Annotated in this window: 23 protein-coding genes; 19 read left to right on the forward strand and 4 right to left on the reverse strand. The window is 70.9% G+C overall.

Annotated features, from left to right (window positions below; translation table 11 throughout):
* Nucleotides 1–17 precede the first annotated feature (17 nt).
* The gene (locus D581_RS0104920; protein WP_018956121.1) at nt 18–833 is read right to left on the reverse strand and encodes a TetR/AcrR family transcriptional regulator C-terminal domain-containing protein; all 816 of its coding nucleotides are present in this window, start codon (nt 831–833) and stop codon (nt 18–20) included.
* An 85-nt stretch (nt 834–918) separates the two neighbouring features.
* Between D581_RS0104920 and D581_RS0104925 the strand changes: the two genes are divergently transcribed.
* Nucleotides 919–1,779, forward strand: a complete 861-nt coding sequence (locus D581_RS0104925; protein ID WP_018956122.1) for a siderophore-interacting protein — start codon at nt 919–921, stop codon at nt 1,777–1,779.
* A 16-nt stretch (nt 1,780–1,795) separates the two neighbouring features.
* Here D581_RS0104925 and D581_RS0104930 read toward each other — a convergent pair whose 3' ends face one another.
* Nucleotides 1,796–3,427, reverse strand: coding sequence for a D-aminoacylase (locus tag D581_RS0104930; RefSeq protein ID WP_018956123.1), 1,632 nt, complete (start codon nt 3,425–3,427; stop codon nt 1,796–1,798).
* A gap of 41 nt (nt 3,428–3,468) precedes the next feature.
* Nucleotides 3,469–4,806: an alanine racemase gene (locus D581_RS0104935; RefSeq protein WP_018956124.1), complete on the reverse strand. Its 1,338-nt coding sequence runs from the start codon at nt 4,804–4,806 to the stop codon at nt 3,469–3,471.
* A gap of 134 nt (nt 4,807–4,940) precedes the next feature.
* Between D581_RS0104935 and D581_RS0104940 the strand changes: the two genes are divergently transcribed.
* From D581_RS0104940 to D581_RS0104960, 5 genes are all read left to right on the forward strand, one after another.
* Nucleotides 4,941–6,104 carry a sugar kinase gene (locus D581_RS0104940; protein ID WP_018956125.1) on the forward strand — a complete coding sequence of 388 codons (1,164 nt, stop codon included), beginning with the start codon at nt 4,941–4,943 and terminating at the stop codon, nt 6,102–6,104.
* Nucleotides 6,101–6,859: an IclR family transcriptional regulator gene (locus tag D581_RS0104945; protein ID WP_007460289.1), complete on the forward strand. Its 759-nt coding sequence runs from the start codon at nt 6,101–6,103 to the stop codon at nt 6,857–6,859. The genes D581_RS0104940 and D581_RS0104945 overlap by 4 nt, the downstream gene beginning before the upstream one ends.
* A gap of 6 nt (nt 6,860–6,865) precedes the next feature.
* A complete protein-coding gene (locus D581_RS0104950) occupies nt 6,866–7,276 on the forward strand; it encodes a RidA family protein (protein ID WP_007460291.1) in 411 nt (136 codons plus the stop codon).
* Between the two features lie 262 nt (nt 7,277–7,538).
* Complete coding sequence (locus tag D581_RS0104955) at nt 7,539–9,014, forward strand: GntP family permease (RefSeq protein WP_018956126.1); 1,476 nt, start codon at nt 7,539–7,541, stop codon at nt 9,012–9,014.
* Between the two features lie 164 nt (nt 9,015–9,178).
* Nucleotides 9,179–10,525, forward strand: coding sequence for an Nramp family divalent metal transporter (locus tag D581_RS0104960; protein ID WP_018956127.1), 1,347 nt, complete (start codon nt 9,179–9,181; stop codon nt 10,523–10,525).
* A gap of 93 nt (nt 10,526–10,618) precedes the next feature.
* On the opposite strand, the gene D581_RS0104965 is transcribed toward D581_RS0104960, so the two are convergent.
* Nucleotides 10,619–12,349 carry a glycoside hydrolase family 18 protein gene (locus D581_RS0104965; RefSeq protein WP_051114539.1) on the reverse strand — a complete coding sequence of 577 codons (1,731 nt, stop codon included), beginning with the start codon at nt 12,347–12,349 and terminating at the stop codon, nt 10,619–10,621.
* Nucleotides 12,350–13,081: 732 nt separating this feature from the next.
* Here D581_RS0104965 and D581_RS0104970 point away from each other — a divergent pair.
* The 13 genes from D581_RS0104970 to D581_RS0105035 all read left to right on the forward strand — a co-directional run bounded on the left by D581_RS0104970 (nt 13,082) and on the right by D581_RS0105035 (nt 24,869).
* A complete protein-coding gene (locus D581_RS0104970) occupies nt 13,082–13,948 on the forward strand; it encodes a hypothetical protein (protein WP_018956129.1) in 867 nt (288 codons plus the stop codon).
* Between the two features lie 307 nt (nt 13,949–14,255).
* Nucleotides 14,256–14,963, forward strand: a complete 708-nt coding sequence (gene cpaB, locus D581_RS0104975) for a Flp pilus assembly protein CpaB (protein ID WP_018956130.1) — start codon at nt 14,256–14,258, stop codon at nt 14,961–14,963.
* A gap of 7 nt (nt 14,964–14,970) precedes the next feature.
* Nucleotides 14,971–16,284 carry an AAA family ATPase gene (locus tag D581_RS0104980; RefSeq protein ID WP_018956131.1) on the forward strand — a complete coding sequence of 438 codons (1,314 nt, stop codon included), beginning with the start codon at nt 14,971–14,973 and terminating at the stop codon, nt 16,282–16,284.
* A gap of 120 nt (nt 16,285–16,404) precedes the next feature.
* On the forward strand, nt 16,405–16,794 hold the full coding sequence (locus tag D581_RS0104985; protein ID WP_018956132.1) for a TadE family protein: 390 nt from the start codon (nt 16,405–16,407) through the stop codon (nt 16,792–16,794).
* Complete coding sequence (locus D581_RS0104990; RefSeq protein ID WP_018956133.1) at nt 16,791–17,201, forward strand: TadE/TadG family type IV pilus assembly protein; 411 nt, start codon at nt 16,791–16,793, stop codon at nt 17,199–17,201. The genes D581_RS0104985 and D581_RS0104990 overlap by 4 nt, the downstream gene beginning before the upstream one ends.
* A 113-nt stretch (nt 17,202–17,314) precedes the next feature.
* Nucleotides 17,315–18,652 (forward strand): TadA family conjugal transfer-associated ATPase, encoded by a 1,338-nt coding sequence (locus tag D581_RS0104995; RefSeq protein WP_003966653.1) that lies wholly within the window; start codon nt 17,315–17,317, stop codon nt 18,650–18,652.
* 10 nt (nt 18,653–18,662) lie between these two features.
* Nucleotides 18,663–19,607 carry a type II secretion system F family protein gene (locus D581_RS0105000; RefSeq protein ID WP_018956135.1) on the forward strand — a complete coding sequence of 315 codons (945 nt, stop codon included), beginning with the start codon at nt 18,663–18,665 and terminating at the stop codon, nt 19,605–19,607.
* Between the two features lie 66 nt (nt 19,608–19,673).
* Nucleotides 19,674–20,561 carry a DUF5936 domain-containing protein gene (locus tag D581_RS0105005; RefSeq protein WP_018956136.1) on the forward strand — a complete coding sequence of 296 codons (888 nt, stop codon included), beginning with the start codon at nt 19,674–19,676 and terminating at the stop codon, nt 20,559–20,561.
* A gap of 136 nt (nt 20,562–20,697) precedes the next feature.
* Nucleotides 20,698–22,104: a histidine kinase gene (locus D581_RS0105015; protein WP_018956137.1), complete on the forward strand. Its 1,407-nt coding sequence runs from the start codon at nt 20,698–20,700 to the stop codon at nt 22,102–22,104.
* Nucleotides 22,105–22,130: 26 nt separating this feature from the next.
* Nucleotides 22,131–23,165 carry a response regulator transcription factor gene (locus tag D581_RS0105020; protein ID WP_018956138.1) on the forward strand — a complete coding sequence of 345 codons (1,035 nt, stop codon included), beginning with the start codon at nt 22,131–22,133 and terminating at the stop codon, nt 23,163–23,165.
* A 204-nt stretch (nt 23,166–23,369) separates the two neighbouring features.
* The gene (locus D581_RS0105025) at nt 23,370–23,600 is read left to right on the forward strand and encodes a hypothetical protein (protein ID WP_018956139.1); all 231 of its coding nucleotides are present in this window, start codon (nt 23,370–23,372) and stop codon (nt 23,598–23,600) included.
* Complete coding sequence (locus D581_RS0105030) at nt 23,600–24,217, forward strand: pilus assembly protein TadG-related protein (protein ID WP_018956140.1); 618 nt, start codon at nt 23,600–23,602, stop codon at nt 24,215–24,217. The genes D581_RS0105025 and D581_RS0105030 overlap by 1 nt, the downstream gene beginning before the upstream one ends.
* A 34-nt stretch (nt 24,218–24,251) precedes the next feature.
* On the forward strand, nt 24,252–24,869 hold the full coding sequence (locus D581_RS0105035; RefSeq protein WP_018956141.1) for a hypothetical protein: 618 nt from the start codon (nt 24,252–24,254) through the stop codon (nt 24,867–24,869).
* The last annotated feature ends 2 nt before the right edge of the window (nt 24,870–24,871 follow it).

The raw sequence follows: 24,871 nt of genomic DNA on the forward strand, positions 1-24,871 counted from the left end.
CGGACCCCCCTATCGGGCTATCGGGGCCGCCGGGCGCGCGCCGCCTCGATGCCGTCCAGCAGGACCCCGAGCCCCACCCGGAACGCCTCCCGGGCCTCCCGCTCCGGATACGGCATGGCCTCCGCACCCTCTTCCGCGACCGGGTACGGCTCCACCGGCCCGTCCGCCTCCAGCCGGCTCACCGCGGGGAAGCGCTCCGCGAAGTCGGGGACCAGCTCCATCAGGGCCGCCGAGCGCGCCGCCCACCACTCCTCGTCGGAACTCCCGGTCGCCGCCGCGGCCAGCCGTGCGTCGGCCACCACCTGCGCCGACCCCCGCAGATACGGGTACAGGGTCCCCACCAGCCGCCGCAGCGCCCCCGCGTCGAGGCCGGTCGCCCGCAACAGGACGACCAGCCTGTCCAGGCCCGCGTACTCGTGCGGCCCCAGCACCGGGCGCGCCTGCGAGACCTGGAGCACCCAGGGGTGCCGGACGTAGAACTCCAGGATCTCCCCGGCCCAGGCGGTGAGCGCCGCCCGCCAGTGGGCCGGCTCCGGCCGGGCGGCGGGGAGTTCGGCGTGGACGGCGTCGTACATGAGGTCCAGCAGCTCGCTCTTGCCGGGGACGTAGGTGTAGAGCGCCATCGCCGTGCGCCCGAGCCGGTCGCCGACCGCGCGCATCGACAGGGCCCCCATCCCCTCCTCGTCCGCGAGCGCCACGGCGGCCGTCACGATCGCGTCGACGCTCAACCGGGGCTTGGGGCCCGGGCCGCCGCGCGTGGGGGGCGGGGCGTCCGCGCGCCACAGGAGGGAGAGGGAACGGCGCGGGTCGCCTTGTCCGGCGAAGACCACCACTTGCAACTCCTTACGGCGTAAAGTAACGTCCGGCGGGTAATTCATTACGCCGTAAGCTATCAGCGTGGGAGAGAGGTCGGGCACGATGAGCCAGGCACTGCCGGTCACCTGGGTGCGGGTCACGGACGTCGAGCGGATCACCCCCGCCACGGCCAGGATCGGCTTCACCGCCGACGAACTTCCCGACCTGCTGGAGGACCGCCCCGACCAGCAGCTGAAGCTCTGCCTGCCGCGCGCCGGGCAGACCGTGCCCCGGCTGCCCGAGCCCGAGCCGGAGCCGGACGCGGACGACCCGTACGGCATGCGCTGGTACGAGGCATTCCTCGCGATTCCGGAGGCGGAGCGGCCCTGGATGCGCAGCTTCACCGTCCGCGCCTACGACCGCCAACGCAACGTGATGACCGTGGACTTCGTGATCCACGGCGACGGCGGCCCCGCCTCCCGCTGGGGTGCGGCGGCCCGGGCCGGCGACGTCCTCGGCATGGTCGGCCCGTCCTCCCTCTACGCCCGGCCGCTGCCCGCCGCCCGGCGGATGCTCCTCGCCGGGGACGAGACGGCGCTCCCGGCGATCGCCACGGTGCTGGAGGCGCTGCCCGCCGGAACCGGGGCCGTGGTCTTCGCCGAGGTGGCGGACGCGGCGGAGGAGCGGGAGCTGCCGTCCGCCGCCGGTGGGTCCGAGGTCCGGTGGGTGCACCGGGACCGGGGCGGCTCGCTGCCGGCGGCGGTCCGGGAGGCGGGACCGGGGCTCGACGGGGTGGACGCGGCCTGGGTGGCCGGCGAGGCCTCCGCCGTCCGGGCGCTCCGCCGCCATCTGGTGGAGGAGCGCCGACTGCCCAAGGCGGCCGTCGAGTTCAGCGGCTACTGGCGGCGCGCGCTCACCCAGGACGACGCCCCCACCGAGGAGGACCTCGCCTGGGCGGCGGAACGCGCGGCGGAGGCTTCGTAGACCTCGCGAAGAGCCTTCAGGCGGCCCCCGCCCCGGCCCCCGCTCCCCGGACCGCCCGGCCCGCCAGCACCGAGGTCCGCCTGCCGTCCTCGATGACGAACCGGCCGTCGATCAGCACATGCGGGATGCCGGCCGGGAGCACGCGCGGCTCCTCGAACGTGGAGCCCGCCGCCACCGTCTCCGGGTCGAACAGCACCAGGTCCGCGCGGTAGCCCTCGCGCACCAGGCCCCGGTCCGCGAGCCGCAGCCGGGCGGCCGGGCGCGAGGTCAGATGGGCGACGCACTCCTCCAGCGAGAGGATGCCCAACTCCCGTACGTACCGGCCGAGGTACTGCGGGAACGTGCCGTACGCCCGGGGGTGCGGCTTGTCGCCCTGGAGGATGCCGTCGCTGCCCCCGGTGTGCACCGGGTGCCGCATGATCTGCTGGACGTTCTCCTCGTGGCCCACGTGCTGGAGGATCGTCGTCCCGAGCCGGTCCTCGGTGAGCAGCCGCCGGGCGGTCACCCAGGGCTCCTCGTCCCGCAGCGCCGCCGACTGAGCCACCGTGCGCCCCACGTACGCGGCCAGGTGCGGGGCGCCGACGCCGGAGATCTCGATGGTGTCCCACTCGATCGGCACGCCGTGGCAGCCGTCCGAGCCCAGCACCTCCAGGTGGTGCCGGATCCGCTCCGCGCTCTCCGCGTCCGCGAGCCGCGTGAGGATCGCGTCCGGCCCGCCCTCGCTCACCCAACTCGGCAGCATGGCCACCAGAGTCGTGCAGCCCGGGGTGTAGGGGTAGGTGTCGAGCGAGATGTCGGCCCCGGCGGCGAGTGCCCCGTCGAGCAGGGCGAGGAGATCCGGCGCCCTGCCCTTGTTCACGCCGAAGTTCATCGTGGCGTGGGCGAGATGCAGGGCGCACCCGGCGTTCCGGGTGAGCTGCACCATCTCCTCATACGCTTCGAGCGCTCCGGCCCCGTAACTGCGGTGGTGCGGGCAGTAGTAGCCGCCGTGGCGGGCCACCACCCGGCACAGCTCGGTGAGTTCGGCGTCGTCCGCGTACATCCCGGGCGTGTAGGTGAGGCCCGAGGACATGCCGACCGCGCCCTCCCGCATGCCCTGGTCCACCAGCTCCTTCATCCGGACCAGTTCGGCGTCGGTGGCGGGCCGGTCGTCCCAGCCCACCGCGTACATCCGGACCGTGCCCTGCGGGATGAGGTAGGCGGCGTTGACCGCGATGCCCTGGCCGCCAAAGTTCCGGTCGAGGCGGTCCAGATAGCCGCCGACGGTGCGCCAGTCGAAGTCGATGTCGCTCCCGTCTCCGTTCCAGCCGGTGATGGAGCGCCGGACCTCGGCGAGGGTGCGGTCGTCGGCCGGGGCGTACGACAGCCCGTCCTGGCCCAGCACCTCCAGGGTGACGCCCTGCGCGGCCTTCGCGCTGTGGTCGGGGTCGCGCAGCAGCGCCAGGTCGCTGTGGGCGTGCATGTCGATGAAGCCGGGGGCGAGCGCGAGGCCGTCCGCGTCCACGGCCCGGGTGGCGGTGGGACGGGGGCCGGGGGAGCCCTCGGGATGGATCGCGGCTATGCGGCCGCCGTCGAGGGCCACGTCGGCGCGGTAGGAGGGCGCGCCGGTGCCGTCGACGACGAGCGCGTCACGCAGGACCAGGTCCATGGGTCGCCTTTCCGATCGGGGGGTGGTGGGGGCCTGCGGCTCTAGAAGAACGTGCGGATGTAGTCGGTGACCGTGCCGTCCGCCGTGACCAGCGGGATCAGCTGCCACTTGTCGAAACTGGTGCAGGGGTGCGAGAGACCCATGCCGACCCAGTCGCCCACCTCCAGCTCCGTGCCCGCCTCCGTGCGCACCCAGGTGTGCTGGTCGGAGAGGCCGGTGACCGTGACCCCGGTGGCGGGCCTGACCGAGCCGTCCCGGCCGGAGCGGACCACCTGCGCCTCGGGCAGATCGAGGTCGTACGCCGCGTCGCGCTTGCCCGCGTTCAGGAACGCCTGCTCACCGGAGGGGCGGGAGACGACCTGCGCCCAGAGGCGGAAGGCGGGCTCCAGCGCACCCTCCTCGGGGACGCGGTTGAACGGGGTGAGGTGCTTGTAGTGCCCGTCGTCGTGCGAGACGTACGCGCCGGAGCGGAGCAACTTCAGCACCGGGGCGCTCAGTTCGGGGATCTCCGCGAAGACGTCCGCGACCGCGTCGAACCAGGCGCTGCCGCCCGCGCTGACGACGATCTCCTCGGCGCCGGCGAACCGGCCTGCCGCGTCGAAGTCGGCCGCGAGCCCGACGAGCCGCCGCAGCCACTCCCGTACCCGCTCCGGGCCGGCGTCCGGCACCTCGCCCTCGTACCCGGCGACGCCCACCAGCCGCAGCGAACCGGCCGCCGCCACCGCGTCGGCCACCGCCGCGCAGTCGGCCTCCGTGCGGGCCCCGGTGCGCGCGCCCTCGCCCGCGCCCAGCTCCACGACCACGTCGACCGGGCGGGTGGCGCCCGCCGCGCCGAGGGCCGTCTCCATCAGCTCGACGCCGCGCACGGAGTCGACGTAACAGACGAAGCGGAACTCCGGGTCGGCGGTCATCTCGCCGGCCAGCCAGCGCAGGGCGACGGCGTCGACCAGCTCGTTGGCGAGGAAGATCCGCCCGATGCCGTACGCCCGGTAGACCCGGGCCTGGTGCGGCACGGCCGCCGTGATGCCCCACGCGCCGCGCTTCAGCTGGTCCACGAAGAGCTGCGGGGACATGGACGTCTTGCCGTGCGGGGCGAACGCGAGGCCGTGACGCTCGGCGTACGTCTCCAGGAGGTCGAGGTTGTGGGCCACCGACTCGGCGGAGAGGGCGAGGACGGGCGTGGTGAACCCGCCGGTGAAGAGGTTGCGGCGTTCGGCGGCCAGCGCCCCGACCGTCAGGCCCTCCGCGTCCGGCGGCAGCGCCTTGAAGCGGTGGTCGACGCGTTCGTCGGCGAGGCCGGACGCCAGGGACGCGGGGGAGGCGCCGGGGGCGGAGGGCGCGGGAACGGCGGTGTGGCCGGTGGGGCGTTCGGCTGCCAAGGGGGACTCCTCGAAGTTCGTTGCAACATATGCAACACCCATTGCGTATATCGCTCAACGCTGTCTAACATCCGAGCCGATGCCCGGTCAATGGTGACCACCGGCCCGCACGCCGATCAGTGAGGAGCCCTCCAGTGCCCGGACCCGCAGCAGGGACGGCCGACGCCGCCACGACCACCGATGTCGTCTGTCTCGGTGAGTCCATGGTGACGTTCCTGCCCTCGCAGCCCGGCCGCCTCGCCGACGTGCCCTCCTTCGGGCGCGGGATCGGCGGCGCCGAGTCCAACGTGGCCTGCGCGCTCGCCGCCGCCGGGCACCGGGCGGCCTGGGTCGGCCGGGTCGGCGCGGACGGCTTCGGCGACCACCTCGTCGAGACGATCGCGTCGTACGGGGTCGACACCTCGGCCGTCCGCCGGGACCCGGTGCGCCCGACCGGCATCTACTTTCGTACGGCGACGGATCGCGGGACCGACACCCACGAGGTCGCCTACTACCGGGCCGGGTCGGCGGCGTCCGCGATGTCGCCGGCGAACGTGCCGTACGAGGAGCTGTTCGCGGGCCGGATCCTGCACCTGTCCGGGATCACGGCCGCGCTGTCCGCCGACTGCCTGGCGCTGCTGCGGGAGCTGACGGCCCCCCGGCCGGGCCGCCCGCTCATCTCCTTCGACGTGAACCACCGGCCGCATCTGTGGCGGGGGTCCGAGGCGGACGCGTCGGTGCTCCTGGAGCTGGCCCGCCGCTCGGACCTGGTCTTCGTGGGCGAGGACGAGGCGGAGGAGGCGTGGGGGATCGTCGGCGCGGAGGCGATCCGGGCGGCGCTTCCTGAGCCGGCCGTGGTGGTCGTGAAGCGGGGGAGCGCGGGTGCGACGGTGTTCGCCTCGGGGCGCCGCCCCGGACCCCGCTCCTCAAACGCCGGAGGGGCTGAGAGTGCCGCCGGAGCGGGCTCGGCGGGTGCCGGAGGGGCTGAGAGTGCCGCCGGCGGGGCTGAAAGCGCCGACACCGTCACCGTCGTCCCCGCCCTCCGCGTCGACGTCGTGGCCGCCGTCGGGGCCGGAGACGCGTTCGCCGCCGGGTTCCTCTCCGCCACCCTGCGCGGGCTGCCGGTGCGGGACCGGGTCCGGCACGGGCACCTCATGGCCGCCGCCGTCCTCACCGTCCCCGGCGACCTCACCGACCCGCCCGCCCGCGACCACGCCGACCGACTCGCGGCCTTCGACGACGACGCCTGGGGGAGACTTCGTCTCGGCCCCGGCTGGACCGCAGCCGACCGGGCCGCCGAGGAGGTACGCGCACCATGAGCCAGACCGTCGACCGGGCACTCAGCATCCTGCCGCTGCTCGCCCAGGGACCCGCCGACCTCGGCCAGGTCGCCGAGCGGCTCGGCGTCCACAAGTCCACGGCGCTGCGTCTGCTGCGTACGCTCCACGAGCACGGTCTCGTCTACCGCCAGGAGGACCAGCGCTACCGCCTCGGCGCCCGGCTCTTCGCGCTCGCCCAGGAAGCCGTCGAGAACCTCGACGTACGCGAGATCGCCCACTCCCACCTGGTCGCGCTGAACGACCGGTGCGGGCACACCGTCCACCTCGCCGTGTACGAGGAGCAGGAAGTCCTCTACATCGACAAGGTCGAGAGCCGCTACCCGGTCCGGATGTACTCACGGATCGGCAAGCCCGTCGCGATCACCGTCGCGGCCGTGGCCAAGCTGCTGCTGGCCGACCTCACCGAGCCCGAGCGGCGCGTCATCGCCGAGAAGCTCGACTACCCCATGTACACGTCCCGTTCGACGCCCAACGCCGCCGCGTTCCTCAAGGAGCTCGCCGTCGTCCGCGAACAGGGATGGGCCACCGACCTCGGTGGCCACGAGGAGTCCATCAACTGCATCGGCGCCCCCATTCGCGGCGCGGACGGGCGGGTCGTCGCGGCCATGTCGGTGTCCGCACCCAATGTGGTCGTCACGGCCGAGGAACTCCTCACTCTGCTCCCGCTGGTCCGGCGCACCGCCGAGACCATCAGCCGGGAGTACTCCGGCACCACCCGACCCAAGAAAGCCTGATCAGCCATGACCGAGAAGACCGCCCTCACCCCCTCCACCCACACCACGCCGCCCGCGAAGTTCTCGCACGGCGTGAAGAAGGGGAACATCCTCCAGGTCGCCGGCCAGGTCGGCTTCCTCCCCGCCGTGGAGGGCCAGGCCCCGACGCCCGCCGGCCCCACGCTCCGCGAGCAGACCCTCCAGACCTTCGCCAACGTCAAGGCGATCCTGGAGGAGGGTGGCGCGAGCTGGGACGACGTGATGATGATGCGCGTCTACCTCACGGACGTGGACCACTTCGCGGAGATGAACGAGATCTACAACACGTACTTCGCCGAGCAGAACCTCAAGGAGGCCCCCTCGGCCCGGACGACGGTCTACGTCGGCCTGCCCAAGGGGCTGCTCATCGAGATCGACGCCCTCGCGGTGCTCGGCTGACCACGTCGGTCGATCGACCACCCCGGCCACGTTGCCCCCTCGGTCGGCCGACCCGCTCGGTCGGCCGACTACCCGGCCCGCCGGCCACCCCGGCCCGCCGGCCACCCCGGCCCGCCGACCCCCGTCCCCCTGATCGCAGGCCCCCGCTGATCGCTTCACCCCACCCGCAGGACCGCTCCAGCACGCCGTACGGCACGGCGCCCCGCTCCCCTGGGGCGCCGTGCCGCGCTCCCCCCTGCCCTCCAGCACCACCGGAGTCCCCATGCTGCTCGCCGCCACCTCACCGCCGGTCGAGGCGCCACCGCACACCGGTGGCCTGCTCCTCCTGATCGACGGCACCGCCGGTCTGCTGACCGTCGCCGCCCTCGGCATCGCCCTCCTGCTCTTCCTGATCATCAAGGTCAGGCTCCAGCCGTTCGTCGCCCTGCTCGCGGTCTCCATAGCCGTCGGCCTCGGCGCCGGGCTCTCGGTCACCGAACTCTTCGGCACCGTGCAGAAGTCCGCCGCCGTCTCGGTCATCGAGTCCGGCATGGGCGGCATCCTCGGCCATGTCGCGATCATCATCGGGCTCGGCACCATGCTCGGCGCGATCCTCGAAGTGTCCGGCGGAGCGGAGGTGCTGAGCGCGCGCCTGCTGAACGCCTTCGGTGAGAAGCGCGCCCCGCTCGCCATGGGCATGACGGGCCTCGTCTTCGGTATTCCGGTCTTCTTCGACGTCGGCATCTTCGTCCTCGCACCGATCGTGTACGCCGCCGCCAAGCGCTCCGGAAAATCGATTCTGCTCTACGCGATGCCGCTGCTGGCGGGTCTGTCGATGACCCACGCGTTCCTGCCGCCGCACCCGGGACCGGTGGCCGCCGCCGGACTCTTCAACGTCTCGCTCGGCTGGGTCATCCTGATGGGCGTCGTCGTCGGCATCCCGTCGGTCATCGCCGCCTGGGCGTACGCCGCCTGGATCGGCAAGCGCATCTTCGTCGACGTCCCGCAGGACATGGTGGAGGCCGCCGCGGAGGCCAAGGCCGCCGTCGCCGCCGAACAGCGCGCCGCCGGGGTCACCCCGCACGAGAAGCCGGTCCCGCTCGGCACGGTCCTCGCGATCATCGGCACCCCGCTGATCCTGATCCTCGCCGCGACGTTCTCCTCCATCGCCCTGGACCCCTCCACGCTCCGCTCGGTGATCGAGTTCTTCGGCAACCCGTTCGTCGCCCTGACGATCGCCCTGTTCCTCGCGTACTACCTGCTGGGCATCCGGCGCGGCTGGTCCCGCAAGTCTCTGGAATCGGTCTCCACGTCCTCGCTCAAGCCCGTCGGCAACATCCTGCTGGTGGTCGGCGCGGGCGGCATCTTCGGCGCGGTCCTCAAGGGCAGCGGCATCGCGGACGCGCTGGCCGACACCTTCAACGACGTCGGCCTGCCGATCATCCTGCTCGCCTGGCTGATCTCGGTCGTCCTGCGCGTCGCCCAGGGCTCGGCCACCGTCGCGATCGTCACGACGGCCGGGATCGTGGTCCCGCTGGTCGAGGGCCAGGACCTGTCCCAGGCCCACCTCGCGCTGATCATCATGGCGATCTCGGCGGGCTCGATCTTCGCCTCGCACGTGAACGACGGCGGCTTCTGGATGGTGTCGAAGTACTTCGGCATCAGCGAGCGCGACACCCTGAAGTCCTGGACCGTCCTGGAGACGGTGCTCTCGGTCGCGGGCTTCGTCGTCGCGGCGCTGCTCAGCCTGGTGATCTAGCGAAGTCGCGGCGCTGCTCAGCCTGGTGATCTAGCGAAGTCGCGGCGCTGCTCAGCCTGGTGATCCAGCGAACCGGCACACACCGGGACGTCCCGCGCCGACGGGTCCGGGAATCCCCGCCCACCCCCTTGTGCTGCCCCGCCGATTGCGCTTCCTTGATCGGCATGGCGGAGACAAGCGCAACCACAGGGACAGGGGAGCCGGCCTCCCGACCACGTAAGTCCAGCTGGAAGTACATCGGCCCCGGCATCGTCGTAGCGGCGACCGGGGTCGGGGCCGGTGACCTGGTCGCGACGCTCGTCGCGGGCAGCAAGTTCGGATACACCCTGATGTGGGCGGCGGTGATCGGCTGCGTCGTCAAGATCTCGCTCGCCGAGGCGGCCGGCCGCTGGCATCTGGCGACCGGCCGGACGCTCTTCGACGGCTGGCGCAGTCTGGGGCCCTGGACCACGGTGTACTTCGCGGTCTACGTCGTGCTCTGGGGCTTCCTCTACGGGGCGACGGCCATGTCCTCCAGCGCCCTGCCCATCGTGGCGCTGTTCCCCGACGGCCCCGGGCTGAAGTTCTGGGCGATCGTCACCGGGCTGATCGGGCTGGCCTTCGTCTGGTTCAACCGGTACGCCGTCTTCGAGAAGGTCATGACGGTCCTGGTCGGCATCATGTTCGTGGTGGTCGTCTACGTGGCCGCCCGCGTCGTGCCGGACGTCGGGGCGTCTTTCGCCGGACTGCTGCCCGTGCTCCCGGACGGCTCGCTCCTCTACACCCTCGGGCTGATCGGCGGCGTCGGCGGCACGATCACCATGGCCGCGTACGGGTACTGGGTCAACGCCAAGGGCTGGAGCAACTCCTCCTGGATGAAGGTGATGCGGCTCGACAACCGGGTCGCCTACATCACCACCGGGGTCTTCGTCGTGGCGATGCTCATCGTCGGCGCCGAACTGCTGCACGCCTCCCAGACCGCCCTCACCTCCGGCGACCGGGGCCTGATCGATCTGGGCAAGGTGCTGGAGGACCGCTTCGGCGCCGGCACCGCCAAGCTCTTCCTGGTGGGCTTCTTCGCCACGTCGTTCTCGTCGCTGATCGGCGTCTGGCACGGCGTCAGCCTGATGTTCGCCGACTTCGTGGAGCGGTTCCGGGCCCCGGCGGCTGGTGCGGCGAGGACCGAGGGGCACAAGGGGCACAAGGGGCACGAGGGGCACGAGGGGCACGAGGGGCCGGACGTCGCCGAGCGTCGGCAGCGGTCGCTGCCGTTCCGCGCGTACCTCCTGTGGCTGACCTTCCCGCCGATGACGCTGCTCTGGCTGGACGAGCCCTTCGGTCTGGTCATCGCCTACGGGGTGCTCGGCGCGTTCTTCATGCCGTTCCTCGCCCTGACCCTGCTCTGGCTGCTCAACTCCTCCCGTACGCCCGGGGAGTGGCGCAATGGATGGCTCAGCAACGGGATGCTCGCCCTGTCCGGGCTGTTGTTCGTCGTGCTGTGCGTCCAGCAGGTGCGCGAACTGCCCTGGTGACCCGATGCGCCGGTGACCGGACGGTCGCCGACGTAACGCCGCAGCGCCGCCGGGGGAGCGGCGGCGCTGCGGGATCCGGGTGGTGCGGCGTAGCTACGGCAGGCTGCGGACGTGCGGTCCGACCGCCTTCGACCAGGCGAACCCGGCCGTCGCGTCCCAGTTCGTCGACCAGGTCATCACGCCGCGCAGCGACGGGTAGGTCTTGGACGGCTTGAACGAGCCGCAGTTGGTGCCCTTGGCGAGGCAGTCCAGCGCCGCGTTCACGATCGACGGGGAGACGTAGCCGCTGCCCGCGGCGCGGGAGGAGGAGGGGACGCCGATGCCGACCTGGGACGGGTCGAGGCCGCCCTCCAGCTGGATGCAGGCGAGCGCGGTGAGGAAGTCCACCGAGCCCTGCGAGTAGACCTTGCCGTCGCAACCGAGCATCGAACCGCTGTTGTAGTACTGCATGTTGACGACGGTCAGGATGTCCTTGACGTTGAGAGCCGTCTTGAAGTACTCGCCCGAGGTCGACTGCATGTCGATGGTCTGCGGGGCCATCGTGAGGACCAGCCCGGGGCCCGCCTTCGCCGACAGCTGGCGCAGCGCCTTCGTCATGTAGGTGGCGTTGAGGCCGTTCTCCAGGTCGATGTCGACCCCGTTGAAGCCGTAGTCCTGCATCAGCGCGTACACCGAGTTGGCGAACGCGGTGGCGGAGGCGTCACTGTCGACGCGGACCGTGCCCAGCTCGCCGCCGATCGAGATGATGACGTTCTTGCCGGCCGCCTGCTTGGCCTTGATGTCCGAACGGAACTGGGCGTCGGTGTAGCCGTTCAGCCCGGCGGTGTCCAGGTTGAAGGTGACCGCGCCCTGGGTCGCCGTGGCGTCCGCGAAGGAGACCGCGATGATGTCGTAGTCGGCCGGGAGGTCGCTGAGCTTCTGGACGGCCGCGCCGTTGTTGAAGTTCTGCCAGTAGCCGGTCACCGCGTGCTTGGGCACGGAGGGCCCGGGGCCGGGGCCCGTGCCCTCCTTGGCCGTACGGGCGCTGACGGCGGCGGACTTGACCGACTCGCCGGCCGCGTTGGTGGCGCTCACCGAGAACTGGTAGGCGGTGTCCGCGGTGAGGCCCGTGACGGTCGCCGAGGTTCCGGTGGAGGTGGTGGCCTGTACACCGTCCCGGTACACCTTGTAGCCCGTCGCGCCGGAGACCGCGTTCCAGGACAGGGCGACGGAGGACGTGGTCGTGGCGCCCGCCGCGAGGCCCGCGGGAGTCGCCGGGATGACCGGGCCGGGCTCCTCGCCGCCGCCGCCGTCGGGGCCGGTCACCTCGAAGTCGTCGGCGAGGTAGGCGGCCTGCCCGTACCAGCCGTGGGTGTAGACGGTCACCGAGGTGGTGTTCGCGCCCGTCTTGAAGCTGGTGGACAGCTTGGTCCAGGTGGCGGAGCCCGGCGTCCAGGTGGAGACGTCGGTGGTTCCGGTGCCGCTCACGCCGAGGTAGGCGTAGCCGCCCTGCACCCAGGAGCTGAGCGCGTACGTCGAGTTGGGCTTCACCTTGACGGCCTGCGAACACTTGGCGTTGTCCTGGCCGGCCGGGGTGGCCTTCAGCGCCGACGTACCGCCGTGCACGGGCGAGGAGACGACGGTCCCGCTGTTCCCGGCGCAGGTCCAGTTGGCGAGGCCCGACTCGAAGCCCGCGTTCCTGGCGTTGTTGACGTCGGCGGCCTGGGCGGTGCTGACGAGTCCGGTGACGGTCAGGGCCGCGGCCGCGATGACGGCCATGGTGCCGCCGAGCACGGGACGGGAGCGACGACGCCTTCTGCGACTGCTGCCTGCGGAGCGTTCCACTGGTTCCTCCGTGGGGAGTTGGTGGCCTGGCGGGGGTCGTGCAGGAGTGCCGGACGGACGAGGGGCGGCCGGGGCTGCACGCGGTGGGCCGGGCGGGGCGGGGATGTCGTACGGCGGTGGTACAGGGGGTGCTGGACCGGGGACGTTGAACACGGGGTGTCCGGCCGGGGGCGGTGGCCACCGCTTGGCGCATAAAGCTGGTCCAGACCAATCAAGTTGTCAAGACCTCTGGCGGTAAAACGCCTTCAGTGAACGGGAGTGCGAGGTCGTGCCACCGGGTCGGCGACGGGACGCCCGAGGCCCCGGGGAGGGTGCGGGGCCGAGGATTTCGCCGCCGGGAACCGCCCCGCGCCCGCACATCGCCCCCCGCACGGGTGATCTCGTGGGCGATCTTCCGGCGGTCACGGAAACGCCCTTACGAAAAGGAGGCCGACCATGGGGAATCCAGTCTGACGTGCGTGAACGGATGCCTGATTGAAAGCCGGACGAAGGCTTCGGTAACGCTACGCGATGACAGTCGAGTTGGGCGGAATCGATTTCGTCCCGTTTAGCACCCGGGCCCCGTAGGAACGGTGTTCGCATGATGTCGTACTGGTCTCCGATAACTGTTCTCTGCCTGGTGAGACGTGGCTAAAGTGCTGGGTCAGGAGCACGGAGTCAGGAGCGATTGCGGCCGACGTCCCCACGTCGACCGGAGCCGGAACGGGGAAGAGCGTGCCGACCGCAATAGCAGTGACGAGCGCAGACCTGGTGCTGCCGCCCACCGACCAGCAGACGCCGACCGCCGCTCTGCTCCAGGCCCCCGAGGCCCAGACGCTGGAGCTGGCGATCGGCGACATGCACCTGCTGCTGGAACAGCACGGGTATGTGATCGCCCTCTATCCCTCGGGCATCCGGCCCGAGCACGAGCGTCGCCTCCACTCCATCCGCTCGGTGCTGGAGAGCGACCGGATCGCCCTGGTCAAGGTGGACCTCCCGCCCCTCGGCCTCGCCGTACTGGTCCGCCAGCTACGCCAGTTGTCCATCTGCGACTTCAGCCCCGGGGTGGTCGCCTCCGCCGCCCGGCTGCTCTCGCACTACATCTACGCGGGTGCACTCCTCAACTCCGTCGCCCGGCTCGACCGGGTCCCGGTCAGCCTCAAGAGCCACGCCACGTCCTGGGTCCCCGGATCCCAGTTCGCCGTGCTCGCCGGACCCGAGTCACAGTTGGTGAAGGTGGGCCCGACCGTCGAACCGCCGACGGGACCGGATTTTGGTACGCATCTTCTGGTCGCCAAAGGGAATCTGCAGTCGGACTGGGTACAGGAGACCCTCGCGCCCGCCTGGAAGGTCCAGGCCATTCATGACGCCACGGTCCCGTCCGACTCACCGCGCTGGTGGGGCACGGGAAAGCTGGTGGAGTTCGCCGCCCATCTCCCGGACCTCTCCGTGCTCTACCAGTTGGTCTCCTCCGTACGCCGGGAGAAGTGCCACTGGTGCGCCATGGAACTCATCGGCGACCGCTGCGCATTCTGTTCCGCTCCTCTCGCGGCTTCGGAGAGCCGCGCGCTCCTCACCGGTGTCCTCCACCACGGGTCCGGCGAGTCACCGGGCCCCTAGCGAGACCGCTCCTATCCGCAGGACCCGCTCCTCCCGGTTCCTGCCCGCACTTCCCGCACTTCTCGTACTCCCCGCACTTCCCGTACTTCCCGCACTTCCCGTACTTCCCGCACGCGACCGTCCTCGCTCCGGTCGGCCCGCAGCGGCGCGCCACCGCAGATGTAAGCGCGTAACCGCTCCACTTCCACCGCTCCACTTCCACCGCTCCACCGCTCCACCGGATGTATGCGCGTAACCGCTGCACCGCACCGCTCCCCCTGTCCGCAGTCCGTCTTACGCATCCGATTCGAACGAGGTTGTCCGGACCATGAACTCCCGCCAGCGCCGCGGCGTGATACTCCTGCTCCTGTCGGTCCTGTGTGCCTTCGCGGCCTTCGCCGGCGTGCTCTCGGTGATCAGCGACGTCAACTCGAAGGTCGGTCCCGAGGTGACGGCGTACCAGTTGAAGACCAACGTGGCTCCGTACACAGCCCTGAACAGCGGCCAGTTCGAGAAGATCAAGATGCCCGAACGCTGGCTGTCGGAGAACGCCGTGACCGACCTGCGAGAGGTCGAGTCGAAGATCGCGGTCACCGAGCTCCGCGAAGGCTCACTGCTCCAGTCGGACATGATGGTCCGCAAGCCCGAACTCCGCGCCGGTGAGCAGGAAATCGCCATCATGATCGACGCGTCCACCGGCGTCGCGGGCAAGATCACGCCGGGCGCGACGGTCAACATCTACGCCACGTTCGCCGGTGAGGACCAGGGCGACGCGGCCCAGTCCAAGGTCATCGTCTCCAACGCCAAGGTGCTGGACGTCGGCGAGCTGACCGCCCTGGACCCGAGCGCGGACGACCGGGGGACCCGGGCGACCGAGGCCGTGCCGATCACCTTCGCCCTGAACACGCTGGACACCCAGCGCGTCGCCTACGCGGAGTCCTTCGCGGAGCACGTGCGTCTCGCGCTCGTCGCCCCGGGCAGCGACGGCACCATCCGTCCGGGGGACCGCACCTACACGCTCGACAAGGACAAGTGAGGATGGGATGACCACCAGAATCCTCCCCGCCGTCGGTGACCTCGACGCGGCCCGCTCCGTCACCACCCTGCTCAGCCAGCTGCCCGACGCCGAACCCGCGACCCCGGTCGGCGACTCCACCCAGCTCATCGACACCCTGGCCCGCCTCGCGGGCGAGGCGATCGACGAGCTGCCCGAGGTGGTGCTGGTCCACGAGCGGATCGGCCCGGTGCCGGCCCTGGAGCTGATCCGGGAGGTGTCGATGAGGTTCCCGTCCGTCGGCGTCGTCCTGATCACCGCGGACGCCAGCCCGAGCCTCTTCGCCGACGCGATGGACTCCGGGGCGCGCGGCCTGGTCACCCTGCCGCTGAGCTACGAGGAACTGGCCAACCGCGTCCAGGCGGCCGCCCAGTGGTCCTCCGGCGTACGCCGCCACCTCACCTCCGCGAACGACGTCTTCACCGGCCCCGGCGGCACGGTGGTCACGGTCACCGGCGCGAAGGGCGGCGTCGGCGCGACCGTCACCGCCATCCAGCTCGCCCTGGCCGCTCAGGCGTCCGGCAACACGGTGGCGCTGGTGGACATGGATCTCCAGACCGGGGACATCGCCTCGTTCCTCGACGTCCAGTTCCGCCGCTCCCTGGTGGACCTCGCCCTGATCACCGACATCTCGCCCCGGGTGCTGTCCGACGCGGTCTTCTCCCACTCCACGGGCCTCGCCCTGCTCCTCGCCCCCGGCGAGGGCGAACGCGGCGAGGAGGTCAGCGACCGTTCGGCCCGCCAGATCGTCAGCGCGCTCCGTACCCGCTACGAGATCGTCGTCATCGACTGCGGCGGCCAGATGAACGGGGCCAACGCCGCGGCCATCGAGATGGCGGACGTGGCCCTGCTGGTCACGACCCCGGACGTGATCGCGGTGCGCGGCGCGAAACGCATCGTACGGATGTGGGAACGGCTCCAGATCCGCAAGGCGGAGGAGACGATCACCCTCGTCAACCGCTTCACCCGCAACACCGAGATCCAGCCGCAGCTGGTCCAGAAGATCACCGGCACCCGGGTCGCCTCGGCGGCGATCCCCGCGAACTTCAAGGAACTCCAGGCGTCCATCGACTCAGGACGCCTGCACGAACTGGACGCCAAGAGCACGGTCAAGCAGGCGCTCTGGGGCCTGGCCGGGGAGCTGGGCATCGTCAAGGAGAGCGCGACGGCGAAGAAGAGCGGCAGCGCCCTGGTCAAGCGGAACAGCGGCGCTCTGAAGAACGACCGGGGCTCGATCGGACGCCCGCGCCGTCGGCGCGACGGCTCCGGCCGCGGACTCGGAGACTCCGATGGGACACGTTGAGCGATGACCACCACAAGGACGGCACGAAGCGGCATACGGGGGCGGATCACGGCCCTACGTGACCGCCGGTACGGGAACGGGAACGAGAACGGGGCCGGGACCGGGACCGGGGACCGCTGGTTGGGGGCCGGGAACCGGAAGCGGGACCGGGACCGCGGACAGACCGCGATCGAGTTCCTGGGCATGACCCCCTTCATCATCCTGATCATGCTCGTGCTCTGGGAGTGCGCCCTGATCGGTTACACCTTCAGCCTCGCGGGCAACGCGGCCGACGTGGGCGCGCGCAAGGGCAGCGGGGCGGAGGTCGGGGCGAAGGCGGCGTGTCAGCAGGGGGCGAAGAAGGACCTCCCCGACGCCTGGGCGGAGAACGTCGTCGTCACCTGCCGGGGCGGCGGCAGCCTGTACAAGGCCACGGTGAAGCTGAAGGTCCCGGTGCTGGTGCCGGGCCTGTTCGACCTCGACACCGAGATCACCGGCAAGGCCGGGTCCCCGAGGGAGGATCAGCGATGACGACGCATCCGTACAGGGGGCGTACCCGTTTCGCACGCGCGAGCGGCGACGACCGGGGCCAGGTCGCCATGGAGTACCTCGGCTTCCTCCCTCTGCTGCTCCTCGTCGCGATGGCGGCCATCCAGCTGGGCCTGGCCGCGTACGCCGCCAACCAGGCAGGCACGGCCGCGCGCGCCGGAGCCCGTACGGAAGCCAGCGTGGACGCCCGGGGGAGCGGCCGGTCCAACGCCCGCGACGCCGTGAGCGACTGGGTGGAGGAGGGCGGATTCCGCTACCGCAGGAGCGGCGGCCAGGACATCACGGTCACGGTCCGGGTCAAGGTGCCCTCCGTGGTGCCGGGACTGGACGACTGGTGGGCCGAGCGGAGCACGACCATGCCCAACGAGAAGTCCCGGATCGGTCTCTGACCCCCACCTCCACCCCCACCCCACCCGAACCCCCGCTTTCCCGGCCCTGACCCGGGTCGGAACGGGCCCTGCCGGACCAGTACCGTCCGCGAACACCGAGGAGAGCTACGCCGATGAGCCTGCGGGCACGTATGACCGCTCCTGAGGAACAGGGCGGGGCACGGGAGGACGGCCACATGGTGGCCACCTACCGGGCCAAGCTGCTGGAGGAGATCGACCTCGCGGAGATGTCCTCGCTGGCCGCCGCCGACCGGCGGGCCCGGCTGGAGCGCGTCCTCGGCCACATCATCAGCCGCGAGGGCCCGGTCCTCTCCACCGTCGAGCGCTCGCAGCTGATCCGCCGCGTCGTCGACGAGGCGCTCGGACTCGGCATCCTGGAGCCGCTCCTGGAGGACGCGTCCATCACCGAGATCATGGTCAACGGCCCCGACCAGATCTTCGTCGAGCGCAATGGCAGGGTCGAACAGCTCCCGATGCGCTTCGGCTCCCACGAACAGCTGATGCAGACCATCGAGCGGATCGTGTCGACCGTCAACCGCCGCGTCGACGAGTCCAACCCGATGGTCGACGCCCGCCTGCCCAGCGGTGAACGTGTCAACGTGATCATCCCGCCGCTCTCCCTGACCGGCGCGACGCTCACCATCCGGCGGTTCCCCCGCTCCTTCACGCTCCAGGAGATGATCGGCTTCGGTTCGCTGGACGAACAGATGCTCGTCCTGCTCGCCGGACTGGTGCAGGCCAAACTCAACATCATCGTCTCCGGGGCCACCGGCACCGGCAAGACGACTCTCCTCAACGCGCTGTCCGGACTGATCCCGAACATCGAGCGCATCGTCACCATCGAGGACTCCGCCGAACTCCAGCTCCAGCAGAGCCATGTGATCCGGCTGGAGACCCGCCCGGCGAACGTCGAGGGCAAGGGCCAGATCACCATCCGCGACCTGGTCCGCAACTCGCTGCGTATGCGCCCCGACCGCATCGTCGTCGGTGAGGTCCGAGGCGGCGAGTCCCTCGACATGCTCCAGGCGATGTCCACCGGTCACGACGGTTCGCTGGCCACCGTCCACGCCAACAGCGCCGAGGACGCGCTGATGCGTCTCCAGACCCTCGCCTCGATGTCGGAGGTCGAGATCCCCTTCGAGGCGCTGCACGATCAGATCAACAGCGCCGTCGACGTGATCGTCCAGCTCACCCGGCACGCCGACGGCACCAGGAAGATCACCGAGATCGCCGTCCTCGACTCGCACGGCCGCGATCCGTACCGCATCGTCACGGTCGCACGGTTCAACGCACAGCCGATGGCCCCCGACGGCCGCATCTACGGCGACTTCCAGTACCTCCCGCTGCCCCGGAAGCTCGCCGAGCGCCTCTACCTGGCCAGTCAGCCCATCCCGCAGGCTTTCGGCGTCGCCCAGTCCGCCGAGCAGCTCGCCACCCGAGAGGCCAACTAGGTACCGCGCCATGGACAACGTCAACCTCCCCCTGGTCACCGTCGGCGTCACGCTGCTGGCCTGCGTGCTCGGCGTGATCGGCCTGCACTCCTACTCCGGCGGCAAGGCCGACCGCGACGCCCTCGTCGAACGGCTCTCCCACGTCGGGCAGATCCGGGAGACGGGGCGCCCCCGCCGCTTCAAGGGGTTCGACCGCAGACTGCGTGCCACCGCGCTCGGCCGGAGACTGGAGCTGAAGCTCGCGGCGACCGGCATGGACATCACGCCCGGCGAGTTCTTCGTCTACGCGCTCGTCGCGATGGCGGGGCTCTGGATGATCGCCTCCTCCATGCTCGCCGCGTTCTTCGGCCCGGTCGCCGCCCTGATCGGCCTCTGGGGCACCAACGCGTTCCTCAACTGGCAGCGGGTCAAGCGCACCGAGCGCTTCATCAACCAGCTCCCCGAGCTCTCCCGGATCCTCGCCAACGCCACCCAGGCGGGCCTGGCCCTGCGTACCTCGCTGTCGATGGCGGCCGAGGAACTGGAGGACCCGGCCGGCGAGGAGCTGGCCCGGGTCGCCAGGCGGCTGGCCGTCGGCGAGCCCCTGGAGGACGCGCTCAGCGAGCTGACCGACCGTCTGCCGTCCCGCGAACTCGTGGTCCTCGTCACCACGCTGGTCCTTTCCAACCGGGCCGGCGGTACGGTCGTCAGCTCGCTGCGCAACCTCACTGAGACCCTGGAGGAGCGCAAGGAGACCCGCCGAGAGGTCAAGACCCAGCTCTCCCAGGTCACCGTGACCGCCTACGCGGTACCCCTCTTCGGAATCGGCGCGATGCTGCTGATGAACGCGGTCATGCCCGGCGCGCTGGACCGGATGACGGGGGCGCTCTTCGGCCAGGTGGCGGTGGTCGTGTCCATCGTCCTTTACGCCATCGGGTTCGTCGTCATCCGCCGCTTCTCCCGTATCGATGTCTGAACCGATGCCTGAACTGATGCCTGAACCGATGCCTGAGACCAGGAACCAGGAAGAAAGGGGACGGACATGGACCTGCTGCTAGCGCTGGTCGTCGGCCTCGCCGTCTACGGGGCCATCCACGGCATCCGAATGTACCGGGCCGACGCCAAACTCCCCGGCGACCTGGCCGTGGCCCTGGAGTCCGGGGCCTCCCGCACCAGCGCGGTCGGCTCCGGCATCGACCGCCTCGGCATCCGCTGGGCCCCCATGGTGCTGCGGATGATGGGCCCCAAGGCCGTCAACAAGAAGCGCCGCCAGATCGACCTGGCGGGCAACCCCGGCGGCCTCACCCTCGACCGTTACGCGGCCCGCCGCGCGGTCTACGGCGCGCTGGGCGTCCTCGGCGCGTTCTCGATGCTCCTGCGCGGCCAGCTGTTCCTCGCCCTCCTGATGGTCGCCTTCGGCCTGTTCTGGGTGGAGGCCGGGATCTGGTCGGCGATCCGGGTGCGCCGTGAGCACATCGAGCGGACGCTGCCGGACTTCCTCGACGTCCTGGCCGTCGTCGTCTCGGCCGGGCTCGGCTTCCGGCAGGCGCTGGACCGGGTCGCGGAGAAGTACGAGGGCCCCTGGTCGGACGAGCTACGCATCACGCTCCGGCAGATGGACATGGGCGTCAGCCGCCGCCAGGCCTTCGAGGAACTGCGCAGACGCAACGACTCCGAACAGGTCGCCATGTTCGTCACGACGCTCCAGCAGGGCGAGGAACTGGGCGCGCCGATCGTCGAGACGCTCATCCAGATCGCCAACGACATGCGCCGCACCGACGCCCAGAACGCCCGCCGCAAGGCGGCCAGGGCGGTCCCGAAGGCCACGTTCGCGGTGACCACGTTCCTCCTCCCCGGCACGCTGCTCCTCCTCACCGTCGGATTCGTGTACGGAGCCGACGTCGACCTCACGTCCCTCACGGGCGGATGACATGAACGACGGCGGGATGACATGAACGACGGGCCAGGTGGGGACGGAACTTTTACGTCCGGAACGCCCGCTGGAGCTGTCGGCCGGCCTTGCGGAGCACGAGCGTTACCGGGAATGAGACGGAGGTGACGGGCACATGGCATTCCAGCTCAGCGGAGCCCAGCCCGGACTGACGGCGGAACTGACCCGCGCCCATACCGGCGCCCCGGCCCGCCCGACCTTCGCCATCCAGGTCAACGCCCTCCAGGCGATGTGCCGCCAGGTCTTCGGCTTCCGCCTGGCGATGATCGCGATAGCGACCCCGTACGCGATCGACCGCACCGCTCCCGGCCTCCCCACCTGGTTCATCGGCTCGGCGATCCTGGTCACCTTCATGGGCTCGTACCTGTTGTTCCGGGACTGGGAGCGGTTCGGCCCGGTGCTCCTGCGGCACCCCTGGCTCCTGGCCGTCGACGTGTTCTTCGGCGCGCTGCTGCTGATCACGGCGACCCCCGAGTCGACCCTCGCGTACGTCACCGTCTGCACCCCGCTGCTGGCCGGGCTGGTCCAGGGCTGGCGCGGTGCGGCGGTCTTCGCGGCGCTCCAGGTGGTCATCGTCTTCGGCGTGTACGCGAGCGTCCCGAAACTGGAGCCGGGCGGGGCGCCGGCCCTGCTCCTGCCCGGCTTCTGCGTGATCGCCGGGGCGGTCGGGGTCACCCTGCGCAACCTTCTCCTGCGTTTCGGGACGGCCACCCAGGCGCTCACCGAGACCCGGGCGCGGCTGGCGGTGAACGAGGCGGTGGAGGGCGAGCGCACCCGCCTGGCCCGGGAGATGCACGACTCGGTCGCCAAGACCCTGCACGGTCTGGCGCTGGCCGCCGACGGACTGGCGGGCTCGGCCGGGCGCATGGACCCGCCCACCGTGAAACTGCAGGCGGAACTGGTCGCCCGCGCCGCCCGCCGGGCCGCCGCCGAATCCCGGGAACTGCTCACCGACCTGCGCCGTGAGCAGGGCCTGGAGGGCGGCGTTGACCTGGTCGAGGAACTCGCGGCTCAGGCACGGGACTTCACCGACCGCAACCCGGTCACGGCTACCTTCCGCCGCCTTGCCGAGGAGACCCCGGTCCCGCCCGTACCGCAGGCGGTCGCCCGGCAACTCCTCACCGTCGCCTCCGAGGCCATGGAGAACGCCCACCGCCACGCGGGCCCTTCCTACCTGATCGTCCTCGCGGGCGTGCAGAGCGACATGCTCCGCATCAGCGTGTACGACGACGGGCGCGGCCTCCCCGCCGGAACGACGCTCGACACCCTCCGCAGGGCCGGCCACTTCGGCCTCGTCGGCATGGTGGAGCGGGCCGCCTCCATCGGGGCCCGCATCCGGATCGGCCGCGGGAACGCGGAGAAGGGCACGGAGGTGCGGGTGGAACTCCCCCTGGCGGCGCTGACGGGCACGGCCGACGGGGAGAGCGTCCCGCCGCCCTCCCCGCCCGCCCCCGCGCCGCAGACCTCACCACCGCTCCCGCCGTCGCTCGCGCCCGAGAACGTCACGACCCCCCACCCATGACCCCGACCCTGAGAGGAGGTCGCAGCATGCCGGACGATGTCTCCCCCATGCCGAACCGCGACGGGGCGTCGGCTCACCCCCACGCCCCCCAGCACACGTCGTCGCACATCCCGCTCGCCCAGGCCCCCGGTCCCGCCGGACAGCCCAGGCACCAGCACACTGCGATCCAGCACCCGGCCGTGCCGACGCCGCCCCCCTCGTTCGGAGGGCCCAGCGCGTCCCCCTTCCCACCGGCCCCCGCGGCTCCCGAACCGGCCCGGCTCCGGGTGGTGGTCGCGGACGACAACCCGGTGGTCCGGGCGGGGCTGGGCGTCCTGCTCTCGGGCCGGGCCGACATCCAGGTCGTGGCAGAGGCGGCGGACGGCCGCGAGGCCTACGAGAGGACGCTCCAGCACCGCCCCGACGTGGTCCTGCTCGACGTCCGGATGCCAGGCGTGGACGGGATCTCGGCCCTGCCGCACCTGGTCGGCCTCGCACCCGTGCTGATGCTGACGTACAGCCGGGAGAGCGAGATCGTCCACGAGGCGCTGCGCCTGGGCGCGGGCGGCTACCTGGTGCACGGCGAGTTCACGGCGGACCAGCTGGTCCGGGCGGTGTGCGACACGAAGGACGGCCGCGCGAACTTCACCGCGACGGCCGCCGACGCCCTGCTGGCCCACATGCGGCTGGGATCGGCTCCGCCCCGGGGCCCCCTGCCGGAGGGGCTCGGATCGGCCCTGACGGCGGCGCCTCTCCCCGCGCACCCGGCGCCACGCCCCCTCGAAACTTCGGAAAGTCTTTCGCAACTGCAACCTTCTGTGGGACAGTCTTCTCTGTCCGGGGGGCCGGTAGCCACCCCCAACAGGCAGCAGTACAAGCTGAGTTCGCGGGAGGTGGAGGTCATGGACCTGATTGCGTCCGGAATGAGTAATCAGCAGATCGCCGCCACCTGCTTCATCAGTGAGAAGACGGTCAAGAACCACATCAACCGCATCTTCACGAAACTCCACAGCACCAGCCGCAGCGAGGCGATCGCCCACTGGCTCGGCACCGCGCCCCGCACCACCGGGCGGCAGCCATGACCGAGCGATGGCACAACGAGGCAGACCGGGGAGCCTTTTGGGCCCGGGAATGGGCCCACGGGCCCTCTGGGGCAGCGGCGGTTCTCCCTTATGTTTCTCACGTCGCCAATGGCACCGGCCGGGAGGAAGCCGGTACCGAGGACGGCGCAACAGGAACGTGCGAGTCGGCCGGCAACCGGTCGGCCGAACCCGGAGGGGAACACCATGTCGAACATCACCCTGAAGACCGCCGTCCGCGTCAACGGCTGGGCCAGCACCGCCGTCAGCAGCATCCAGAAGCGCTACGCGGCGAAGGACCGGGGGCAGACGGCGTTCGAGTACCTGGGCATCATCCTGGTGGTCGTGGCGATCATCGGTGCGGTCGCCGCTTCGGACATCGGAGACAACATCTCGCAGCGTATCGACGGACTGGTGACCGCCATCGTCTCTGGCTGATGCGTACACGTCCACGCGGCGACGCAGGGCAGGCCTTCCCCATCTACATCATGATGGTGGCGGGCCTGCTCTTCCTCGCGTTGGCCTTCTTCGCTGTCGGCAAGGCCTCGGCCTTGCGTAATGATTCCCAGGGCGCGGCGGACGCCGCCGCGCTGGCCGCCGCTCAGAAGGCACGCGCCAACTTCGGGCCCGGATTCCTCGACTCGCTGCCCGGCAACGTGCTGGATGCCTTCCTCATCGCGCCTTTCGCCCCGCCCTGCGCTGAGGCGCAACGGCTGGCCAACGCCAACGAAGCCGACACGACCTCCTGCACGCGTTCCCCCGGCTATCTGCGGGACCTGATCACGGTCGAGGTCGAGGGCCGTGATCCGGTGGACTCGCCCGTGCTTCCCGGCTCGGAGGACAAGGTCGCCAAGGCCAAGGCCACCGCGCTCATCGAGTTCCGCTGCCCCAACCCGAAGGCCATCGACGCCGACAACAACGGTTCTCCGGAGGCATTCATCTTCACGTGCCTGAGTGGCGATGTCGTCACGATCGCGACGGCCGATATCAAGCGGCCCGGCCTGTGGGAGAGCGTGAGCAGAACTCTCTTTGACGTGCGGCTGGTTGACCAGTGACAGCGAAGCGAACGACGAGTAGAGGAATCGGACCATGAGCATGCGGCGGACCACGACGACCCGAAGGGTGATGGCGGCTGTCTCGGTGACGGCTGCCCTGGCCCTTGCTCTCGCCGGCTGTGGCGACGACGGAGGCGAGGAGCCCGGCAACGAGGGCTCCAGCGCGCCGTCCGCCCCGGCCGGCCCCTCTGCGGATGACGAGGGCGAGCCGCAGCAGGAGGACACCGCGGCGGGGGCGGCCGTCGACCCGAATGTGAAGCTCGCGGAGGCGCGGGGGCAGGGCGGGCTCGTCCTGGTCTTCAATGAGGTCAAGCGGGACTCCGGGGGATTCCTCACCGTCCAGGGTGAGATCACCAACGAGGGAGACAAAGTACGGACCGCATCGGCCTGGGCCGGTTCCGAGACCAGCATCGTTCAGAAGAACCCCAACTCCGTCGCCGGTGCGACCCTCGTGGACAAGGTGGGGAAGAAGCGCTACTACGTGCTCCGGGACACGGACTCACGCTGCCTGTGCACCACGGCGATCTCATCCCTCACCCCGGGCAAGTCCGCGCCGATCTTCATGCAGTTCCCCGCCCCGCCGCAGGGCACGACCGAGGTCGACTTCACTCTCCCGACGTTCGCCACCACCTCGCTGAAGATTTCTGGGTGAGT

Source organism: Streptomyces sp. CNB091 (assembly GCF_000377965.1).